Annotated in this window: 3 protein-coding genes; all 3 read left to right on the plus strand. The window is 65.4% G+C overall.

Going from position 1 to position 3,531, the window contains the following annotated elements; all coding sequences use genetic code 11:
• The first annotated feature begins 142 nt into the window (after positions 1-142).
• Positions 143-1,417: an acyltransferase family protein gene (locus HUK84_RS12640; RefSeq protein ID WP_218064356.1), complete on the plus strand. Its 1,275-nt coding sequence runs from the start codon at positions 143-145 to the stop codon at positions 1,415-1,417.
• A 25-nt stretch (positions 1,418-1,442) separates the two neighbouring features.
• Positions 1,443-2,036: a phosphatase PAP2 family protein gene (locus HUK84_RS12645; RefSeq protein ID WP_176640613.1), complete on the plus strand. Its 594-nt coding sequence runs from the start codon at positions 1,443-1,445 to the stop codon at positions 2,034-2,036.
• Positions 2,037-2,381: 345 nt separating this feature from the next.
• On the plus strand, positions 2,382-3,531 hold a 1,150-nt coding region (locus HUK84_RS12650), incomplete at its 3' end, for an AraC family transcriptional regulator (RefSeq protein ID WP_176640614.1).

Here is a 3,531-nt window from a genome sequence, read left to right on the forward strand (position 1 = left end):
GGCCTTCGCGATGCAGGGCGCGCGGACGCCGCCGCCGGAGATGGGGCCCGGCCTGGGCGGCGCGGTCGCCTTCCACCGCTACGGCATCGACATCAAGAGGGCATGAGCCGGCGTTACGAAATTGGCACGAGGTATCACGACGATGGCAGGAAAGCCCGACATACAACGCCCCGACATACGACGCAGCATACAGCTCGACTCCGTCCGCGGCGTGGCGGCCTTCATCGTGCTCATCTACCATTGCTCGCTGACGATGCCGGCCAGTTGGCAGAGCGCCGACCAGCCCGCCTCACTTCCCCGCTATCTCCGTCCCGGCTTCCTGCTGCATTACACGCCGCTGCATCTGCTCGTGCTGGGGCCGGCCTGCGTCCTCCTGTTCTTCGTCCTCAGCGGCTATGTCCTCGCGCTGTCGCTCTCGGGCGGACGCTTCGGTGGGTACGGGCGCTTCGTGATCCGGCGGATCTGCCGCATCTACATCCCCTTCGCCGTGGTCATCATGCTGTCCGCCCTGGCCTGGCGGATCGTCCAGCCCACTTCGCTCCCCGACGTCAGCGCCTGGTTCAATGCCGAGCAATGGTCCGAATTCCCGTCGGCGATGCTGCTGCTCGGCCATCTGGCGATGGTCGGCACGCCGCCGCTGCAAAGCCTCGACCCGCCCATGTGGTCCCTGGTCGTCGAAATGCGGATTTCCCTCATCTTTCCGCTGCTGTATTTCGCCGTGACCCGCCATCGGGCCGCCGGCCTCGCCGTGGTGGCGGCGCTCTATCTCCCGGCCTGCCTGATCCTCAGCCAGCGCGGCGAGACCATGCCGCAATCCTTCAGCAGCAGCATCTGCGGCACGCTGGCCTATCTCCCCGTCTTCACCGCCGGCATCATGCTGTATGAAAAACGCGAGATGCTGCACGGCCTGTACCAGTCCATGTCGGTCGCGCGGCGCTGCGCCGCGGCCCTGTTCGCAATCCTGGGCTTCGCGCTGGCTCATCGGGCCGCATTATGGCTGACCGCGGCGCTGCCGTCCGTGCCGTTCGTCAGGCCGCAGGTACTCGCCGGCCTGGTCTCCGTCATGTTCTGGCAGGTCATGGTGGGCGGCGCGGCGGCCGCGATCATCTTCATGGCCCTGTACAGCGATGTCTGCCGGCGCGTGCTGGCGGCCAGGCCGCTGCAATGGCTGGGCACCGTCTCCTACAGCCTGTATCTGACGCACATGGTCGTGCTGATGGCGGCGGTCCACGCGCTCCACGCCTATCTGCCGCTGCCGGCCATTCTCGGGCTCGTCATCCCCCTGGCCCTGGCCGTGGCCGCGCTCAGCTATCGCTGGATCGAGGAACCATCCATCGCCCTGGGCCGCCGGCTGGCACGCGCGCCGCGCCGCACGCCCGTGATCGCGGTGCCGCAGGCACCCAACATGTCGAAATGACGGCCTCGATCGTGACTGTCTCAGAATGATGCATTTCATAACCGATTTCGCCGACCAGGACGTCATCATTCCCCTCCAGGTCGCGGTGCTCCTGACCCTGCTTCTGCTGCGGCGCTGGCGCTTCGCGCTCGCCTGGTGCCTCGTGACGGGCGGCGGCTCGGCCCTGATCCTGGTCCTGAAACTGGGGTTCGAGGCCTGCGGGCCGGGTGCGCACCGCGTGCTCTACAGCCCCAGCGGCCACACCATGGCCGGCACCGTCGTCTATGGGGGATTGCTGGGCCTGCTGGACATCCGGCGGTCGGTCCTGATGCTGGCCACCGCCGGCATCGCGGGCCTGCTGGGCGTATCGCGCATCGCCTGCGGCTGCCACACGGTGGCCGAGGTCCTGGTGGCCGGCATCCTGGGCACGATGGCGACGGCGTTCCTCTATCGCCTGGCGGGGTCGCCGCCACGGTTCACGGCCGGGCCGACTTTGGGCGTCCTGGCGGTCGTCCTGTGCGTCGTCGCCGTGTTCCACGGCCATCATGCGGCCGTGGAACAGCAGGTGGAACGGATTTCCCATATCGCGGTGGGGCCGCTGCTCTGCCGTCCGCATCCCGACCTGATCCAGCCGGCCTGAGCCGCGGCGCGCGCGGACGATCCCGGACGATCCGTTCCGTTTGCACAAAGCAAAGATACTGATTTTCTATAGTTAAAAATATTCTAACCAGGAATAATGCGGATATTTTGAGATAAAACGCAAAGGTTCCGGGAACTTCAGAATATCTCGGAAGTTCCCGTTTCGTAGAAAATATTGATGATTGACTTCGTTTCTGAAGCAGGGATATGAAATCGTTTATTTCGCCTTAATTGTGCCGGAAATGTGTTGATTTTTCAAAGAACGATATTGCCCGGCAGTTTTTGCCGCGGATTCAGACAGTCATTTCGTATCAAGCGTTACGTGGAACGAATTTAAGGCAAACAGATGATATTTTCAGGGAAGGGTCACGCTGACCTGTCGTGGAACTGGAATCAGCATACGTGGTCATGGCGGCCGGATCGCGGGAAATGGCAGCCTGATTTCGGCTTTCCCAAAGAGACGGTCAGGCTGGATGTCAGCACGGCGTTCCATCCGCCCGCCGACCGCCTGGCGTTCTGGAGCAATTACGCCTTCCTCGGCCGCGACGTGGTGGATGAAGCCCAAGGCAGCACCCCCCAGGGCAGCACCCCCCAAGGCAGCAACCAGGGCGGCAGCAACCAGGGCACGGTCCGGACCGGCGCCGGCGCGGACACGTTCTCGGCCCGCTCCCGCAGCATCTTCGATCCGGGCGGCGCCTTCTTCGCCTATCGCGCCACGGCCTGCGCGGGGCGCGCGCGGCCCGGCGTGTCGCGCGACGGCGACATCTCCTTCGGCCTGATCCTCAAGGGCGAACGCCGCGACATCCATATCGACGGCACCGAGACGGTGACCCAGGCGGGCAATTTCTTCGTCTATGACCGGCGCGAGGTCGTGCGGTTCCGCTGGACCGACCACAAGGCCGTCAGCGTGACGATGAGCACCGAGCGGCCCACCGCGGTGCTGGGCCATGAATGGCCTTCGTCGCAAGCGATGGCCCAGGCCCTGAACGGCAGCCGCCTGGCGCCGCTCCTGCGCGGGCAGATGCTGCTGCTGGCCCGCCAGTCGGGGCGCATGTCGGTCAGCGAGCAATCGGCCGTGCTGCATTCCCTGTTCGACCTGATCCTGACCATATTGGGACAGATCCCCAGCACGGACGGCGCGGCAGAAACCAGGCCGCGCCTGGACATGCTGCGGCAATCGACCCTGCGCTACATCGACCAGAACATCGCCATGCCGCATCTGGACGTGATGCATATCGCCCGCGTGCTGGGCTGTTCGCGCGCCACCATCTATCGTGCGTTCGCCGACCATGACGGCGCGGTGGCCGATACGATCCGCCGGGCGCGCCTGCAGCGGGCCCGGCAATTGCTCATCGAGGTGCCGGGCATGACGGTGGCCAGCGTCGCCGCACGCTGCGGGGTCAGCGACATCCGCACCTTCAACCGCATGTTCCGCAAATTCTACGGCGTCACGCCCCGCGAAATGCAGCGCGGCGCAACGGGCCCCGCCCCGATCG

Source organism: Nguyenibacter vanlangensis (genome assembly GCF_013376155.1).
Taxonomy (GTDB): Bacteria; Pseudomonadota; Alphaproteobacteria; order Acetobacterales; family Acetobacteraceae; genus Gluconacetobacter; species Gluconacetobacter vanlangensis.

Coding starts and splice junctions, on each gene's coding strand:
- HUK84_RS12640 (WP_218064356.1), top strand. CDS start 143: ATGGCAGGAAAGCCCGACATACAACGCCCCGACATACGACGCAGCATA.
- HUK84_RS12645 (WP_176640613.1), top strand. CDS start 1,443: ATGATGCATTTCATAACCGATTTCGCCGACCAGGACGTCATCATTCCC.